Annotated in this window: 14 protein-coding genes; 7 read left to right on the forward strand and 7 right to left on the reverse strand. The window is 49.5% G+C overall.

Translation table 11 applies throughout. The features are described from left to right. Positions 1-179 precede the first annotated feature (179 nt). The 4 genes from recG to ACXX82_RS07530 all read left to right on the forward strand — a co-directional run bounded on the left by recG (position 180) and on the right by ACXX82_RS07530 (position 5030). The gene (recG, locus tag ACXX82_RS07515) at positions 180-2306 is read left to right on the forward strand and encodes an ATP-dependent DNA helicase RecG (RefSeq protein WP_458562708.1); all 2127 of its coding nucleotides are present in this window, start codon (positions 180-182) and stop codon (positions 2304-2306) included. 223 nt (positions 2307-2529) lie between these two features. Further along, a complete protein-coding gene (locus ACXX82_RS07520) occupies positions 2530-3477 on the forward strand; it encodes a LysR substrate-binding domain-containing protein (RefSeq protein ID WP_322233256.1) in 948 nt (315 codons plus the stop codon). 293 nt (positions 3478-3770) lie between these two features. Then, positions 3771-4625, forward strand: coding sequence for a 4-hydroxybenzoate octaprenyltransferase (gene ubiA, locus ACXX82_RS07525; RefSeq protein WP_323506718.1), 855 nt, complete (start codon positions 3771-3773; stop codon positions 4623-4625). Between the two features lie 81 nt (positions 4626-4706). Beyond that, positions 4707-5030: an ElaB/YgaM/YqjD family protein gene (locus ACXX82_RS07530; protein WP_322233261.1), complete on the forward strand. Its 324-nt coding sequence runs from the start codon at positions 4707-4709 to the stop codon at positions 5028-5030. 132 nt (positions 5031-5162) lie between these two features. Here ACXX82_RS07530 and proC read toward each other — a convergent pair whose 3' ends face one another. Both proC and ACXX82_RS07540 read right to left on the reverse strand, forming a co-directional pair. Further along, complete coding sequence (gene proC / locus ACXX82_RS07535; protein WP_322233263.1) at positions 5163-5987, reverse strand: pyrroline-5-carboxylate reductase; 825 nt, start codon at positions 5985-5987, stop codon at positions 5163-5165. 114 nt (positions 5988-6101) lie between these two features. Beyond that, positions 6102-6803, reverse strand: coding sequence for a YggS family pyridoxal phosphate-dependent enzyme (locus tag ACXX82_RS07540; protein ID WP_323506736.1), 702 nt, complete (start codon positions 6801-6803; stop codon positions 6102-6104). A 151-nt stretch (positions 6804-6954) separates the two neighbouring features. On the opposite strand from ACXX82_RS07540, the gene ACXX82_RS07545 reads away from it, so the two are divergent. The 3 genes from ACXX82_RS07545 to ACXX82_RS07555 all read left to right on the forward strand — a co-directional run bounded on the left by ACXX82_RS07545 (position 6955) and on the right by ACXX82_RS07555 (position 9690). Beyond that, a complete protein-coding gene (locus ACXX82_RS07545; protein WP_322233265.1) occupies positions 6955-7998 on the forward strand; it encodes a type IV pilus twitching motility protein PilT in 1044 nt (347 codons plus the stop codon). Between the two features lie 61 nt (positions 7999-8059). Continuing rightward, on the forward strand, positions 8060-9196 hold the full coding sequence (locus tag ACXX82_RS07550) for a PilT/PilU family type 4a pilus ATPase (RefSeq protein ID WP_322233267.1): 1137 nt from the start codon (positions 8060-8062) through the stop codon (positions 9194-9196). After that, the gene (locus tag ACXX82_RS07555; protein ID WP_322233269.1) at positions 9193-9690 is read left to right on the forward strand and encodes a glutathione peroxidase; all 498 of its coding nucleotides are present in this window, start codon (positions 9193-9195) and stop codon (positions 9688-9690) included. Before ACXX82_RS07550 ends, ACXX82_RS07555 begins: the two co-directional genes overlap by 4 nt. Before the next feature lie 76 nt (positions 9691-9766). Here the strand turns inward: ACXX82_RS07555 and ACXX82_RS07560 are convergent, their stop codons facing one another. The 5 genes from ACXX82_RS07560 to glcE all read right to left on the reverse strand — a co-directional run bounded on the left by ACXX82_RS07560 (position 9767) and on the right by glcE (position 16595). Next, on the reverse strand, positions 9767-10486 hold the full coding sequence (locus tag ACXX82_RS07560; protein ID WP_322233271.1) for an MIP/aquaporin family protein: 720 nt from the start codon (positions 10484-10486) through the stop codon (positions 9767-9769). Positions 10487-10548: 62 nt separating this feature from the next. Further along, on the reverse strand, positions 10549-12051 hold the full coding sequence (gene glpK, locus ACXX82_RS07565) for a glycerol kinase GlpK (protein WP_458563968.1): 1503 nt from the start codon (positions 12049-12051) through the stop codon (positions 10549-10551). Between the two features lie 131 nt (positions 12052-12182). Next, complete coding sequence (gene glpD, locus ACXX82_RS07570) at positions 12183-13733, reverse strand: glycerol-3-phosphate dehydrogenase (protein WP_322233273.1); 1551 nt, start codon at positions 13731-13733, stop codon at positions 12183-12185. Between the two features lie 353 nt (positions 13734-14086). Next, positions 14087-15337: a glycolate oxidase subunit GlcF gene (glcF, locus tag ACXX82_RS07575; protein WP_322233275.1), complete on the reverse strand. Its 1251-nt coding sequence runs from the start codon at positions 15335-15337 to the stop codon at positions 14087-14089. 205 nt (positions 15338-15542) lie between these two features. After that, positions 15543-16595 (reverse strand): glycolate oxidase subunit GlcE, encoded by a 1053-nt coding sequence (gene glcE, locus ACXX82_RS07580; RefSeq protein ID WP_458562709.1) that lies wholly within the window; start codon positions 16593-16595, stop codon positions 15543-15545. Positions 16596-16602 lie beyond the last annotated feature (7 nt).

A 16602-nucleotide genomic window follows, 5' to 3' on the forward strand; every position in this document is an offset into this window, starting at 1 on the left:
AATATCCGATCTATCAACACTTAAGGTTTATGCACCTTACGAATGTGTCGAGTAGCCTTTACAATGGCACAACTCTAAGGACCAGGCGTTGCACTTATATTGCATAAGTTTTGCATAAGTTCTGTATTAACCTCAAACAACCCGCTATTTTACGCCCAGCCGCCACATTTACGGCCTATATGCCTGAACCAACGCGAAAACCATCATCTGCCACCAAACTTCGTAAGCCCGCCAAAGCCCCTGCTGCGAGCAGGGAAACCAAGTTAGCACGCCTCGGCTTACGTACCGATATGGATCTGGTGTTGCATCTGCCAGCCCGCTATGAGGACGAAACCCAGGTCGTCACCATCCATCAGGCTAGTATGATGGGAACCACCGTCGCACAAGTCGAAGGCATTGTCAGCGCCTGCGACGTTCAATATCGGCCACGGCGCCAACTGGTTGTGACATTGGCAGATGACAGTGGTCAGTTGATGATGCGGTTTCTCAATTTTTACGGCAGCCAAATCACGCAATTGGCGGTCGGCACACGCGTTCGTGCGCGCGGCGAAATCCGGCACGGTTTTTTTGGTGCCGAGGTAGTCCATCCAACCTACAAAATCGTCCTTGAGGGTGCGCCGCTGCCAAGCGCATTAACGCCCGTTTATCCGTCAGGCGAAGGTTTGTCGCAACTTTTTCTGCGCAAATCAATCGCCGATGCCATGCAAAAAATAGAATGGAGTGACACTTTATCCCCGGCCCAGCTAAAAACCTATCAATTAGTCCCGTTTGAGCCAGCTGTCCGTTTATTACATAATCCACCGCCTGAAATTGACGAAGGAGCGTTGGCAGATCGTTCTCACCCTGCGTGGGTACGAATGAAATTTGATGAACTATTGGCCCAACAGTTGTCGCTAAAACGTGCGCAATTCGCACGTCGCGCCCAAAATGCGCGGGCGCTTCCGTTGATCGGCGCATTATCCGATGCTTTTTTAAAAACGTTGCCGTTCACCCTGACTGCCGCACAACAGCGGGTGATGGCAGAGATTCGCACCGATATCAAGGAGCCATTTCCGATGCAGCGCTTGCTTCAAGGCGATGTCGGCAGCGGCAAAACCGTGGTTGCCGCGCTAGCCGCTGCGCAAGCAATCGATAGCGGCTTTCAAGCAGTTTTGATGGCCCCGACGGAAATCCTGGCAGATCAGCATTTCCGTAAAATTGCTGGCTGGATGGAACCGTTAGGTATCAGCGTGGCTTGGCTAACCGGTAGTTTAAAGAAAAAAGAAAAACTCGCATCGTTGGTGCGCATTGCGTCCGGAGAGGCGCAATTGGTCATCGGCACGCATGCGTTGATCCAGGAAACCGTGCAATTTTTCAAACTTGGGCTAGTAATTGTCGATGAACAGCATCGTTTCGGTGTCGGTCAGCGCCTGACGCTAAGGCAAAAATCGACGACCGAAAGCAGTAATCCGGATGCCGTCGCATCCGAGGTAGTGCCACATCAATTGATGATGAGCGCAACGCCGATTCCGCGTACGCTAGCGATGACCTATTACGCAGATCTGGAAATTTCTGTCATCGACGAGCTCCCACCTGGACGCACCCCGATCGTAACCCGCAGCGTCGACCAGAATCGTCGTGAAGAAGTCATCCAACGCGTCCACGCCGCGGCACAGGAAGGTCGCCAGGTGTATTGGGTCTGCCCCTTGATCGAAGAGTCTGAGGCCTTGCAATTACAAACTGCGACGGATACCTATGCGATGCTGGTCGAAGCGCTGCCAGACTTGCAGATTGGCCTCGTGCACGGGCGTCTTAAGCCCGCCGAAAAGCAAGCTGTCATGGAGGCCTTCATAGCCGGTAATATTCACGTGCTGGTCGCCACAACCGTGATCGAAGTCGGTGTCGACGTACCCAATGCCTCTTTGATGGTAATCGAACACGCAGAGCGCTTTGGCTTGTCGCAATTACATCAATTACGGGGCCGGGTTGGACGTGGCCTCGCGGCCAGCGTATGTTTGTTACTATATCAAAGTCCATTAGGCCCGATTGCTAAGCAGCGTCTCATGACAATGAGAGAAACGACGGATGGCTTTGAGATTGCACGTCGTGATCTGGAAATACGCGGCCCTGGAGAATTTTTAGGAGCGCGTCAATCTGGACAAGCCATGCTGCGCTTTGCGGACTTGAGTACTGATCAATGGATCGTCGATCAGGCAAGCGCGCTCGCAGAGAGTCTTTTGCACCATTCAACGCCAGAAAACGTGATAACAGTCGAGGCACATCTGGCGCGCTGGCTTGCTGGCCGCGAAGATTTTTTGAAGGTGTAAAATCTGCTACGGTCACACGCCGTACAGTAACGTAGCGGCCATCGTATTATTGTCAGTTTTATTGTGCTGCTGCCCTGAATATATTGGATACGGTGTGCGACTTGATGCGCTGTTTGATGCATCCTTTAATGCACGCCTTTATGCCCGCTTGATGTACATCACGATGATGTCCCAATTATTCAATTGTAAAAAAACGTCTTAAAAAATATGCGAAGATAATGACATGACTCTAACCGAACTAAAATATATCGTCGCCGTAGCCCGCGTAAAACATTTTGGCCATGCAGCGGAAGCCTGCTTTGTCGCACAACCGACTCTGTCCGTTGCCATTAGAAAGCTGGAAGAGGAACTGGGTGTTGTGATTTTTGAGCGCGGTGGCAGTGAAATTTCCATCACGCCATTGGGTTTGCAAATTGTCGCGCAGGCCGAACGGGTATTGGAACAAACAGCCACCATCCGCGAGATCGCAAATCAAAATAAAGACCCGTTAGCTGGCCCGCTAAGACTTGGCATTATTTATACCGTTGGCCCTTATTTGCTACCGCCGCTGGTCAAAACCATGATCGACCGCGTCCCCCAAATGCCCTTGGTTTTGCAAGAAAATTTTACAGTGCGGCTGCTTGAATTATTACGTCAAGGGGAGTTAGACGCTGCCATCATGGCATTGCCATTTCAGGAGCACGGTCTGATGGTGCAACCGCTTTACGACGAAGAATTTGTCGTCGCGCTACCTAAGGATCACGACTGGGCCAGTCGTAAAAATATTAGTGCAGAAGATTTAAAATCAGAAACCATGCTGCTGCTTGGCAACGGCCATTGCTTCCGCGATCAGGTGTTAGAAGTGTGCCCGGAAATGTCTCGCTTCTCCACAACCGGTGACGGTATAGCCCGAACTTTTGAAGGTTCATCATTGGAAACAATCCGCCACATGGTCGCGTCCGGTATCGGCATCACTGCGTTACCACGTGCATCCGTGCCCGACATGGATACGAAAGAGGGTAACCTGCGCTACATTCCGTTTTCCTCTCCTCGTCCATCACGACGCGTCGTGATTGCGTGGCGCAAAAGTTTTACCCGACTTGCCGCAATCGAGTCAGTCCGGCAAGCGGTGCTGGCATGCGGTTTGCCAGGAGTGAGCTTTCTGCCAGATGAAAAAGTGATTGAGGGATGATTGCGGGTTAATCGCCACTTCAGAAACCATCGTTTAAATGGCAGCATCCGGCCAACTATTGGCTTACTAGCACGGAGTCTTTGGCCGACCATCAGGCAAACGGCACCAAGAGTAAAGCAGAATAAACGACATACCGACTGGAAAGTGTCACCGCTGGTTATGTAAGCTCTTTATTTATTTTTTGCATCATCAATATTTACCAAATAAAGAAACGACTGTTAGCGCGCCAGCATGTTCTTTATCTATCCAAACGCAAAGAGTGCAGATAGATAAAGACACCACGATTAGAAACCATGAACCGATTTAAACTTTACTGCCAACTCATCCGCATCGACAAACCCATCGGCATCCTGTTATTGCTGTGGCCGACTCTCATCGCTCTCTGGTTAGCGAGCGATGGCAAACCGGATTGGAAGCTAGTCTTGATTTTTGCAGTGGGCACGGTTTTGATGCGGTCCGCCGGTTGCGCCATCAACGATTATGCTGATCGCGATTTCGATAAACATGTTTCACGTACCGCTCTGCGCCCTTTAACAAGCGGCAAGATTGCCAGTTGGGAAGCATTGATGGTAGCGGCTGTATTGGCTGTCGCGGCATTATTGCTGATCATACCCCTGAACACCTATACCAAACAACTCTCGGTCGCGGCCGTGATCATCGCTGGAACGTATCCTTATTTCAAACGTTTTTTTGCGATACCGCAAGCATATCTGGGTATCGCATTCGGCTTTGGCATACCAATGAGTTTTGCTGCCGTTCAAAATGCTGTACCACTACTAGTATGGATTTTGTTGATCTCAAATGTATTTTGGGCGATTGCCTACGACACTGAATATGCAATGGTGGACCGTGAAGATGATCTCCATATCGGCATAAAAACCTCAGCCATTACATTTGGTCGTTTCGATGTTTTAGCTGTGATGATCTGCTATGCCATCTGTTTTTTATTGCTGTTTTTTGTTGGCTGGCAGTACGGTTTGCGTGGGTGGTTCAGCGCGGGTTTATTGGTAGCAAGTTTGTTTGCAATCTATCATTACATTCTGATACGAGGTCGTGATCGAGCCCGTTGTTTCGCCGCATTCCGGCATAACAATTGGCTCGGTGCGGCACTATTTTGTGGCGTTGTACTTGACTATGCTTTACGATAATAAATCATACAATTATTCTAATTTTCCTATAGAACCATTTCGAATTAATTGTTTTGCTCACTCACATGAAAGAGGTAAATTATGGCTATTAATAACGAATCCATAAAAGACGGTCGCGAGAATTTAGGCGGCGGACTGAAATCTGTTATGCAAGATGCGCAAGACCTTATCGATGCAACAGGTGATCAGGTAGATGACCGTTTCAAAGTCGCCCGTGAGAAGCTGAAAGCAGCCTTACAGAGCGCAAAATCAGAACTCCCGAAAGTGACAAAAAAAGCGGTAGAAAAAAGCAAGCACGCCGCACATGTCACCGACGAATACGTTGGCGGGAATCCATGGAAAGCTGTCGGCGTGGCTGCGGCGATTGGTCTGCTGGCTGGCATCGTGATTGGTCGCAGCAAGTAAGAATTACATAAATTTTGGTAAAAAAAGGCGCAAACGAAAATCGTTTACGCCTTTTTAAACTGGGTCGGCCTTCCGGCAATCTTTCGTTAAGCTGTCCAGGAAGAGCAAAATATCCCTGTTTTTATCGCTTCGTTAATCACGCCCAAATTCTTCGCCTAACTCCTTGCCACGCAACGCTGCCGCTTTCGCTGCCTCGATGATGGACGCCTTTACTCCGCTCGCCTCCAAACTGTTTAAGGCTGCATAAGTGGTGCCGCCTTTTGACGTTACCCGCTCACGTAAAATCGACACCGGATCGGAAGACTCTACAGCTAACTGGGATGCGCCAACAAAGGTCGCAATCGCTAATGCGTTGCCTTGTTCAGGAGTCAACCCCAATTCCTGGGCCGCTTGCTGCATCGCCTCGATAAAGTAAAACACATAAGCCGGGCCGCTGCCGGAAATCGCGGTAACAGAATCAATCAACGCTTCATCATCCAGCCAAATAGTTGAACCAACTGCACACATAATCAAGTCGGCCATAGCGTGCTGCTGTGGGGATACTCCAGCGGTTGCGACCATGCCGGTAATTCCTTTACCGATAAGTGCGGGGGTATTGGGCATACAACGGACGATCGCATTGTGGCCATTTAACCAACGAGATAAATCCACAGCTTGAATTCCAGCAGCAATGGAAAGTATTAGCTGACCATTGACGTAAGGCAACAAAGCCGTAATTACCTGCTTCATTTGTTGCGGTTTTACGGCTAAAACGACAACATCACTGCCGCTGACGGTGGCATCGATTTCGGTCGATGTGGTGACTAAAAATCGCTGTGCAAGTTTTTGAAGCGCCGCAGAATTAACATCCACCACATGTATATTTACACCCTCGGTGACGGTCCCAGCCAAACCGCCAATCAAGGCAGTCGCCATGTTGCCACCGCCGATAAAGCTTATTTTTAGCTTCTGTTCCATCTTATTTCCCAATCATTATTAATAGGTGTTTTTTGCATAATATTGCGCATCAATCACAGCACGTGGTTTCAGCAACAATCTGGGCTGATCGATCATGATCGGCCAGAATCAGCATCAGGAATAATCCCGCTGCCCAAAAATAGCACTGCCAATACGTATAATCGTGGCGCCTTCTGCAATTGCGGAATCCATGTCAGCCGACATCCCCATTGATAAGGTATCCAATGCCAATCCGCCACCTTGTAAATGTTCAAATAATTCTCTCACCTGGCGGAATGCTGCGCGCTGCCGAACCACGTCGTCAGTAGCTTCCGGGATCGCCATCAAACCTCTTAACCTCAAACGGGGCAAAGCGGCAATGGCATGTGCTACGGTGAGCGCCTGATCGGGTGACACGCCACTTTTGCTAGCCTCACCGCTAATATTTATTTGCAGGCAAACATTCAACGGCACGCGTTCCGGCGGCCGTTGATCGGACAAACGCTGTGCAATTTTTTCACGCTCAATCGTATGGACCCAATCAAAATGCTCGGCAATAGGTCGTGTCTTATTGCTTTGAATTGGCCCAATAAAATGCCATTCAATACCGCTGGCCAATCCAGATGCACTGACCTTCACCATCTTGTCTAATGCTTCCTGCAGATAATTCTCACCAAAAGCACGTTGACCAGCGGCAATTGCCTCTAATACCGCTTCGGCACCAAATGTTTTTGATACGGCTAATAACGCCACGGTGTCGAGCGGACGCGACGCCCGGGTCGTCGCGTTCAGGATACTTTCGTGCACAGCTTGCAACTTCTGAGAGATTGAGGACATAATCGACTTGGTTGAATTTGCCGTTCGGCACATGGTCAAACGTAATACCCGTAAATACACTGCATTAATACTCATTCAAACGCGCCGGTACCGCGAGCGGACCAGCAACACTTTTCATCGTTAGCGAAACAAAATAGCTCAGGGATTATAAATGGACATTACCGAACTTCTGGCCTTTTCGGTTAAGAACAAGGCTTCCGACTTGCATTTATCTGCGGGGCTGCCACCAATGATCCGGGTAAATGGCGATGTACGCCGCATTAATCTGCCGCCGCTGGATCACAAAGCCGTTCACAGCATGATTTATGACATCATGAACGACGGCCAACGTAAAGTATATGAAGAAAATCTGGAATGCGATTTTTCGTTTGAAATTCCTGGATTAGCCCGATTTCGCGTGAATGCCTTTAATCAGGATCGCGGTGCGGCAGCGGTCATGCGGACGATTCCGTCCAAAATTCTTTCTCTTGAACAACTTAATACACCGCGTATTTTTACTGAGCTTGCGTTGAAACCGCGTGGTTTGGTGTTGGTTACGGGGCCGACCGGTTCTGGCAAATCCACTACGCTGGCAGCGATGGTTAATCACGTCAATGAAAACGAATATGCCCACATTCTGACGATTGAAGATCCGATTGAATTTGTTCATCAGTCGAATAAATGTCTGATCAATCAACGCGAAGTCGGGCCGCACACCCACTCGTTCGACAATGCACTGCGATCAGCATTGCGGGAAGATCCAGATGTCATTCTGGTCGGCGAATTACGCGATCTGGAAACCATCCGACTGGCCCTGACAGCGGCTGAAACCGGTCATTTGGTGTTCGGTACATTGCACACCTCTTCCGCAGCCAAGACCATTGACCGCATAGTCGACGTATTTCCGGGCGAGGAAAAAGAAATGGTGAGGGCGATGCTGTCTGAATCCTTGCAAGCTGTGATTTCGCAAACACTTCTTAAAACAAAAGACGGCACCGGTCGCGTCGCTGCCCATGAAATCATGCTGGGAACCCCAGCGATCCGTAGTCTGATTCGCGATAGCAAAATTGCACAGATGTATTCAACCATTCAAACGAGCAGCAACGTTGGCATGCAAACACTTGATAGTAATCTGACCGATCTGGTAAAACGCAATATTATCTCCGTGGCCACGGCCCGCGCTGCGGCGAAGACGCCAGATAATTTTCCAGGTTAGTATTTAAAAAATTACTCCTTATCCACTATTCGCACTATTTTTTTTGTTAGGCAAAAGTATTATGGAACGGGATCAGGCTACCAAATTCATGCACGACCTGCTGCGCTTGATGGTTAGTAAGCGCGGCTCCGACCTGTTCATCACAGCGGACTTTCCGCCAGCCTTCAAAATCGATGGCAAAATCACACCGGTATCGAATCAACCGCTGAGCACGGCGCACACGATGGAGCTCGCGCGCGCGATCATGAATGACAAGCAAGCAGCAGATTTTGAGGCGTCAAAAGAGTGCAATTTTGCGATTACCCCGACTGGAGTCGGACGCTTTCGGGTATCTGCGTTTATACAACAAGGACGCGTGGGAATGGTGCTTCGAATGATCACCACGGAGATTCCAAACTTCGACGACCTTGGCTTACCCGAATCGTTAAAAGAAATCGCGATGACCAAGCGCGGTCTGGTGATCATGGTCGGCGCTACCGGATCCGGCAAATCGACCACGTTAGCGGCGATGATCGGCTTTCGTAACGAGAACAGTCACGGTCACATCATCACGCTGGAGGACCCGGTCGAATACGTGCATCCACACAAGAACTGCATCATCACACAGCGTGAGATCGGTGTGGATACTGAAAGTTGGGGCGTCGCGCTGAAGAATACATTACGTCAAGCGCCAGACGTCATTTTAATCGGCGAAATTCGCGACCGCGAGACCATGGATTATGCGATTTCTTTTGCTGAGACTGGTCATTTGTGCCTGGCAACATTACATGCCAATAGCGCGAACCAGGCACTGGATCGCATCATCAACTTTTTCCCCGAAGAGCGGCGCGCACAATTATTGATGGATCTTTCTTTAAATTTAAAAGGCGTCGTATCGCAACGATTAATTCCTCTGAAAAAGACCAAGGGACGCTGTCTTGCTGTGGAAATTATGCTTAATTCACCACTGATTTCTGAATTAATTTTTAAGGGTGATGTACTCGAAATTAAAGAAATCATGAAGAAATCACGTGAACTCGGCATGCAAACTTTTGATCAGGCGTTGTTCGATTTGTACGAAGCGGATAAAATTACCTATGAAGATGCGTTGCGCAATGCCGACTCGCTCAACGATCTTCGACTAGCCATCAAGTTACGCAGCAAAGATGCCAACACGCGCGACTTAAGTGCGGGCACCGAACATTTGGGAATAATATGAATCATCAACCGACCAACATCTACGATTTCGCCGTTGAGCGACTCGACGGCACACCCACAACATTGGCAGACTACCGCGGCAAGGTGGTACTCATCGTCAATACCGCCAGCAAATGCGGATTCACGCCCCAATACAAAGGGCTTGAAGAACTGTATGATAAATATCACTCTCAGGGATTTGAGGTACTTGGTTTCCCCTGTAATCAGTTCGGGTCGCAAGAGCCAGGAACCGCAGAGGAAATCGGTGCATTTTGCGAAAAAAACTTCGGCGTGAACTTTCCACTTTTCGCCAAAATCGACGTCAATGGAGATCACGCTGCACCGCTTTTCCAATATCTGAAAAATTCCGCGCCAGGCTTACTCGGAAGTGAAGGAATCAAATGGAATTTCACCAAATTTCTAATCAACAAAGACGGTACGGTATTTGATCGTTACGCACCACAAACAAAACCCGAAGCACTAACGACAGACATTGAAAAATTGCTGGCACTGTAAACTTACCAATACGATAAAAAAAGCGCAACCGAAAGGCTGCGCAAAGGGACTGCGGAGAGAACCTTTCACGATGGCTTTAATGCGTCATCGTAGAACCTAAACCATATAACAATGCCGCCAGGACGCCACCTGCAATGGAACCAAACACCGGCACAAAAGCATAACCCCAGTCACTGTCACGTTTGCCCGGGATGGGTAACAAAGCATGCATCAGACGCGGCCCCAGATCGCGTGCCGGGTTAATCGCATAGCCGGTAGTACCGCCTAACGAAACACCGATACTCATTACCAGCAACGCGACTGGCAACGCATCGAGCGCACCCAGTCCAAATTTTGGTGAAGCAATACTTAATACGCCAAATACCAGGACAAATGTCCCGACAATCTCGGATATCAAATTGCCAAAGATGTTGCGTATCGCTGGCCCCGTACAAAATACGGCGAGCTTGGTATCGCCATCTGTCGTCTGTTCAAAATGCTTTCGATATACTAACCAGACTAAAAAAGCACCCGTCATGCCACCTAACATTTGGGCCGCAATATATCCCGGCACACTTCCCCACGGAAATTTTCCGGCGACCGCCAAAGCGACTGTCACAGCAGGATTAAGATGCGCGCCGCTAGCCGAAGCTACGGTAAAAACACCGACAAAAACCGCCATTGCCCAACCAACAGTAATCACGATCAATCCGCCGCCATGACCTTTTGTTTTACTCAAGATGACATTGGCAACGACGCCATTTCCCAGCAAGACAACCAACGTTGTCCCCACAAATTCACCTAATAAGGGATGCATAGAAAATCTTTCGAATAACAAGGTCCGACATTGAATAGCGCAACGCCACCATAAATTATGTTTTAGATACGATCATCGGCCCAAGCGATAGCGGCTACGATGGCACGTTGCCAGCCTTTGATATTGGCCTTGACCTCGTCAATCGGCATCTCGGAATGAAAGCGTTTGTTTAGCTGCCATTGACCGCGCACTTCGTCAATGCTGCTCCAATACCCGACAGCCAGACCCGCAAGATACGCTGCGCCTAGTGCCGTGGTTTCGGTGACTGTTGGGCGAACCACGTCGACGCCTAGAATGTCCGACTGAAATTGCATCAGTAAATTATTTGCAGTCGCGCCACCATCAACGCGCAATTCAGGAATAACAATTCCTGAATCCGCTTCCATGGCCTTTAATACGTCCATCGTCTGATAGGCGATACTGTCCAGCGCCGCGCGGGCGTAATGAGCGGAGGTGGTGCCACGCGTCACACCAAATACGGTGCCGCGTGCATGCGGATTCCAATGTGGCGCACCCAGACCGGCGAACGCTGGTACCAGATAGACACCGTCTGTATTCTTGACACTGCGCGCCAGACCCTCAACTTCGCTGGATTTTTTGATGATTCCTAACCCATCACGTAACCATTGCACGACAGCGCCGCCGATAAAAATACTGCCCTCTAACGCATAATTTACTTCATCACCGATTTTCCATGCGACGGTCGTGAGTAAGTTATTTTTGGAAACGATAGGCTTAGTGCCGGTGTTCATCACCATGAAACAACCCGTACCGTAGGTGTTTTTCACCATCCCCGGTTCTGTACACATTTGCCCGAACAGCGCCGCTTGCTGATCACCGGCAATACCAGCGATCGGAATTTCGGCACCGAAGCCTGATTTTTCAGTATGACCATACACTTCGCTGGATGATTTTACCGTCGGCAACATACTGCGTGGGACGCCGATAATATTCAAAAGTTCGTCGTCCCAATCCAGCGTATGAATGTTAAACAACATAGTGCGAGAGGCATTCGACACATCAGTAATGTGAAGTTTGCCACGCGTCATATTCCAGACTAGCCAGGTATCAACAGTGCCGAACGCCAGACGACCTTGATCCGCCAGTTGTCGCGCACCGTCGACATTATCCAGAATCCAGCGTATTTTAGTACCCGAAAAATATGAGTCTACTAATAGTCCGGTTTTTTCACGAATTTGATCTGCCAGACCCTGACGCTTTAGGTCGTCGCAAAATAAAGCAGTCCGGCGATCCTGCCAAACGATGGCGTTATAAATTGCTTTGCCGGTTTCGCGATCCCAGACTATCGTTGTTTCGCGCTGATTGGTAATGCCGATAGCGGCGATTGAAGCACCATTCAAACCAACGCTAGTCGTCGCTTCGGCGGCCACGCCAACCTGCGTCGACCAGATTTCCTGCGGATCATGCTCAACCCAACCTGGTTGCGGATAGATTTGGTGGAATTCTTTCTGGGCAGATGAAACGATGTTTCCTTGCCGGTCAAAAAGGATCGCACGCGAACTGGTAGTGCCTTGATCCAAGGCCAATATATATTTATCTTTCAACTGTCTACTCCAAGGTTGGAGGCGCATAGATGCGCCATTATTTTTATCCCTAAAACTGCTGACCAATCACAGTAACGTTGACTAGTTAAGAATGAACCGTCGCCTGCTTTGTCACTGGATTTTCCAGTGGTTCAAATACCTTCTGTGCATTCAATGGTCGGCGCACTAATGTTCACGCTATTTTGAGTTTGCAACCATGCGGTTAATCGTGCGACTTCAGCAGCATTTAAACGTAAACCCAACTTGGAACGACGCCAGATAATATCTTCTGCTGTAAGCGCCCACTCATGTTCAATAAGATAGCGCACCTCAACCTCGTACAGATCAGCTCCGAATAATTCGCCGAGCTCCGTCACATCGTGGATACCGTCCAACAACATGTCTACGCGGGTCCCATACGCATGCGCGTAACGCTTGGCGGTCACCACTGGCAACCAAGGGCAACGTTGCCGAAATTGCGTCAGGAACCGCGCAAAATCTGCATTTTCAATATCTCCACCTGGTAATGGCGCGTGTGCCGTCCAGTCTTCTGTTTCCATATAGCTGAACAACGGCTGCAACTTTTCCATCGCCTCTTCCGCCAAACGCCGGTAGGTGGTGATTTTTCCGCCAAACACAGATAACACCGGGGCGAGATTGTTTTCAGCCGTCAGGTCCAGACGATAGTCTCGGGTCACGGCAGAAGGATTCGCAACTTCTTCCTCAAGCAATGGGCGAACGCCGGACCACGACCAGACAACTTGCGATGGCGATACAGGGATATCGAAATAGCGATTCACCGATTCGCATAGATAAGCTGTTTCTTCTTCCGAAATATCAACCTTGCTTGGGTCGCCGCTGTATTCGACATCGGTCGTACCAATTGCGGTGAAATCGTTTTCGTAAGGAATCGCGAACACGATCCGTTTATCCGGATTTTGAAAAATATAAGCGTGATCATGATCAAACAACCGTTTTGTCACGATATGGCTACCCTTAACCAGGCGGACATGGTGTCGTGCCGAGGTATTCAATGCACCGCTTAGCAAACTCCCGACCCAAGGCCCCGCTGCGTTGACAACACAGCGCGCTTGCACGAGCGTGGTTTCGCCGTTAAGCGTCGACTGCAACGTCGCATCCCAATGTTGCGGTCCTTGCTTTGCTGCAATCAAGCGTGTTTTAGTGAGAATGGTCGCGCCACGCTCCCGCGCATCCATCGCATTGAGAACTACTAGGCGCGCATCCTGCACTGCGGCGTCTGAATAGACAAAACCTTTTTTCAACGACTTTTTTAACGGTCCGCCAGAGATATGCGTGCGGAAATCAATGCCATGTGAACCAGGTAATACTTCACGTTTGCTCAGATGGTCATACAAAAATAAGCCCGCACGGATCATCCATGCTGGCCGCAGGCTGGAGACATGCGGCATAACGAAGCGCAAAGGTGAAATGATATGCGGTGCGAGACGCAGCAATATTTCCCGCTCTTGTAATGCCTTGCGCACGAGACTAAATTCGTAGTGTTCTAAATAGCGAAGGCCACCGTGGATCAGCTTTGTGCTGGCGGAGGACGTGTGCGCGGCCAAATCGTCCTGCTCGCACAGAAACACGCTTAGACCTCGCCCGGCAGCATCTCGCGCAATGCCTGCGCCATTAACACCGCCACCCACCACTAACAAATCAACAATTTTTCCTGCGCTCACAATTTCCCCTCGATTTCGCCTACTGATAATCGTCAACTATTTACCGTTAATTGACTCAAGTTGGGCACTTTAGTTGCAAATGGACATTAAATATTTACATTCGAAATTATAATGTTCGAATTCGAACATTGAAAGGCAAATTTTTTTATAGACATTTATTGTGCGATAGCAATATTATTTTGCCAAAATATATTTAACTAAATAACAATAAACTTGTTAAATTTGTCTTTTTTAATAAGCATATTTATTTTAATAAGCCTCTTCAAACCGCACGAAAATAAAGATTCTGATGCAAAAAAAAGGCCGCCATAGCATTGCATGGCGACCACATTAGCGTGAAAGGTGCAACTTGTTTAATGCACCGCAGGCTGCCCTAAAGCCTGATCCAACAGCTCAATCCAATGCTTCACAGGCGTCTGCGTTCCCGACTGTAAATGCGTCAGACAACCAATGTTGGCAGATACGATCATCTCAGGCTGCGTAGCTTCCAGATTACGCAATTTGTTATCCCGCAACTGATGCGAGAGTTCTGGTTGCAACACAGAATAAGTCCCGGCCGAACCGCAACACAGGTGACTGTCAGCACACAGTTGCACGTCAACGCCAGCGCCACGTAGCAAACCCTCTACCTTGCCGCGAATTTGTTGACCATGCTGCAAAGTGCACGGCGGATGAAAGACAACACGCTTACTGATTTTCCCTTTTAATTTAGCGAGTAACGGCGTCTCAAGCTCAGGCAAAATCTCACTTAAATCACGTGTCAGCGCAGAGATTTTTTGCGCTTTTTCGGCGTACTCAGCATCGGCAGCCAACAAGTGTCCGTATTCTTTGACGGTAGTGCCGCAACCCGATGCAGTCATCACAATCGCCTCAATCTTTTGACCATTGCTACCATCGACATACGGCCACCATGCGTCGATATTGCGGCGCATATCATCAAGGCCGCCTTCGTGGTCGTTAAGGTGATAACGAATCGCCCCGCAACAACCTGCTTTGGGGGCAATTAATACTTGTACTTCCAGCGCGTCCAATACTCGCGCGGTTGCGCTATTGATATTGGGTGCCATCGCTGGTTGCACGCAGCCATCGAGAAGTAACATTTTGCGTGCATGCTGGCGTTGCGGCCAGCTTCCGGCCGCCTGTTTTGCCGGTAATTTTTCTTTCAGTTTTTGCGGCATCCAGGAACGCAAAGCTTGCCCCGTTTTAAACGCAGGCGTGAATAGCCATTTGCGCGGTAGCAGTTGTTTCAATGCCGTCCGTGTGATGCGCTGCTCTAATGATCTTGGTACTTGATCGTCGACAACCTTGCGACCAATATCCAGTAGTCGGCCGTATTCCACACCGGATGGGCAAGTCGATTCGCAATTGCGGCATGTCAGGCAGCGATCCAAATGCAGCTGTGTCTTGGCCGTGGCGGGTTGTCCTTCCAGAACTTGCTTGATGAGATAAATCCGTCCACGCGGTCCATCCAGCTCATCACCCAAAATCTGATAGGTGGGACAGGTGGCAGTGCAAAATCCGCAATGCACACAGGCGCGCAAAATTGCCTCGGCCTCCTGGCCTTCGCGGGTATCTTTGATGAATGGCGCTAAATTGGTTTGCATAGAATCCTGAGGTTCAGTTATTGGCTTGCATCGAGAGTTGGCAAATATCCTTGCGGGGAAATTCACTACCCTTCTCTATGCTGGCGTGCTAACAATTGCGCATGCCTGACGCAGTCGGTGCATTAAATTAAACGCAAAAAAATGTGTCGTAGAAAACGCGTCACTTGTATCGCACAATGACCGTTCGCAAAAAAACATTTTTATCTTATAAATCCTGATACATTCGTCCGCGATTAAAAATTCTGGCCGGATCAAACGTCGCTTTCAAATTATGATGAATTTTTGAGACTGCTGGCGCTAACGGCTGGAATACGCCGACATTCTTATCGCCACCGCGATACAGAGTCGCGTGTCCTCCGACTGCACTGGCAGCGGCCCGTATATCCAAAGGATTGGCATCAGTGAGCAACCAGCGTTGCGCGCCGCCCCACTCAATCATTGACGTTCCTGATAACGCAAGCGGAGGTGTTACAGATGGCACCGACAAACGCCAAATTGGCGATTGTGTATCAAAAAATGCATGCGTTTGCTCACGTACTCCCTGCCAGAAAGCGTCGGCATCGGACACTGCTTCGCCGCCCATTTTTTTCTCTGCTGCGCTGACCGCAGCTTGTGCGCCGGCTAATCGAACGGTCAATACGCCATCACACCAGCAACTGGCAGAAATCGGCAATGGTTGACCACCCCATTCGTTCAACCAACGTAGCGCTTCAGCCTCGGCGACCATAAAACGGCGACTGCTGCTCGCAATTGCGCGTGGCAGCACTTTGATAGACGCTTCAAGTATCAAACCCAGCGTACCCATCGATCCGGTTAATAAACGTGAGACATCATAACCAGCAACGTTCTTCATGACTTGACCGCCAAAATGCAGCACATCGCCTTTGCCATCCATCAACACCACGCCTAATACATAATCGCGTAAAGCGCCAACCGACTGCCGAGAAGGACCAGATAATCCACTCGCCACCATACCGCCGACGGTGGCATTTGCGCCAAAGTGCGGAGGCTCGAATGCAAGCGACTGACCGCGTTCTGCGAGTGCGGTCTCAATGTCTGCCAAGGGCGTGCCGCAACGTGCGGTAATCACTAGTTCGGTAGGCTCGTAATCGATGATGCCGCTGTGTTCGCGGGTGTCAAGCACCGCGCCTTGCGGCGTTTGGCCGTACCAATCTTTGGTCCCGCCGCCGCGAATTTGCAGCGCACTTCCTGTGCTGTTGGCGGAAAGGATCTGATCCTTAAATTTTTGATTATCCATCGTCTCG

It is taken from the genome of Glaciimonas sp. GNP009, from assembly GCF_054343755.1.